Source organism: Endozoicomonas sp. YOMI1 (assembly GCF_024606345.1).
Classification (GTDB): domain Bacteria; phylum Pseudomonadota; class Gammaproteobacteria; order Pseudomonadales; family Endozoicomonadaceae; genus Endozoicomonas.
This window is the reverse complement of record NZ_JAHHPM010000030.1, coordinates 1-1,661: the sequence shown is the minus strand read 5'-3', so window position 1 is coordinate 1,661 and position 1,661 is coordinate 1. Positions and strand designations below refer to the sequence as shown.

Here is a 1,661-nt window from a genome sequence, read left to right as displayed (position 1 = left end):
AGAGTTCACGCCCTTCGACAGGCTCAGGACGAACGTAGTTTTGAAACTCAGAAATATGCAAATTATTACGGGTCAATTCCTAAGTGATATTCCATCATAAAGTTTACCTTCACGAGTCCCGGATTTTTTAATCATTGTGTAACAGTTAATAAAGAATTTTTTTATGGATATGCGCTTAAATTCAAGTCTCTCAGTCAGTTCAAATACTGAATCAAAAGAGCATTCGATTTCAGAAAACAACTTAAAAATTAAAGGCTTAAAAAGGGAACTGGAGGTAATAACCTCAGAGGATTCGGACCTATTAAAGCGGCAAGTATTAGACCCTGCTGTAACATGCCGCCCTGAAGAAAAAATTAATGACAGGTCAATCACCAGTCTTACACCTTTTTTCTACTCGAAAACCAATACTCCCAATAAAATGATTCCATGGAGTGATCATTTCGAGTGTATCTATCAATCCCTGGCGCAACAAAAACACTTGGAGATTGAGGCACAGTTAAATGCTCTCAGTGATGTTCAGATTCAAAGCCTGTTCATTGTTACCCGGCCCACTCTATACGGGGAAAAACGTGGAACTGAGAATTCACTTCTGGAAATGGCCGTCCCTTCCAAAAAGGCAGGCAGAATTTTTTTTCGGGTTTTATTTGATCGACTACCCTCGGAAGAACTCCGGCATGCACTTTTAGAATCTTTCGATGACAACGGAACGTTATTACATCTAGTATGCTGTGTTATGGATGAGCCATTATTCAAGAAGCTGGAAGAGAAATTAGATAGGCAAACCCTTTTGGAGATGGTCACCCAACCCATAAATGATCTTGCTCCTCCCCTTGCATTTGCCTGTCTTTATAACAAAAGTACCTATCTGTTAGATACCGTCATTCATGAAAACAGAGAATTGATAGAAAAACTCCTGAAGGGGGGGGCCGACATTGATCAAAGCTTACTACAGTTCATGTGCAATGATCATGCAAGGCCCTATGCACCAAGGTCCCTGCTAACTCGACAAGAATACCATCAACGTATTAAATACCTGTTAGATACCCTGACTAAGCAGGACCGCTTTGACGCTGTCCTTTTTACCGGAAAATCCAATGAGTCTCCTTTGCTATGGGCCTGCAAAATAACACCAGTTTATAGTGATAAATTGGTATTGATACTGACTGAAACATTGGATGATGCTCAGAAAGCTGAGCTTTTAACAGCGCAAGCGGAAACGGGTAATTCACTGATGCAAAAGTGCCTTGAACTTAAGAAGCTTGATAAAATTGGCACTCTCTGCACGACACTCAGTGATCCATTACTGAGGTTTAAGGTGCTGTCGATTTGCACATTGGAAGGCCATTCCTTCCTTCAACAGTGGCTTCTTAATCAAGACTTGCTTCGTACGTCTGATAAAGAATATATAGAAAACATGCTGCTTGATATGGACGATAACCACCGGGATCTGATAATTGCCGGTGATCGATGTATTTGGGATCAGACAATCGACCGTACCGATCATAAGGACATGACACGACAGCAAGAGCAAACTCCGATTGTAGATGCCATGAACAGGAAAAAAATGTGCTTGGCTGAATTTCTCTGGGAGCAGATTGCTGATCCAGAATTACAAATTAAACTGCTACTTTACAAAACCAGACACCAGACAACCCTGTTGC

General features: G+C 41.1%; 1 protein-coding gene. It reads left to right on the top strand.

All coding sequences use genetic code 11. The annotated features are described in order from the left end of the window. Positions 1–418: 418 nt before the first annotated feature. On the top strand, positions 419–1,661 hold a 1,243-nt coding region (locus tag KDK15_RS01100; RefSeq protein ID WP_257293520.1), incomplete at its 3' end, for a hypothetical protein.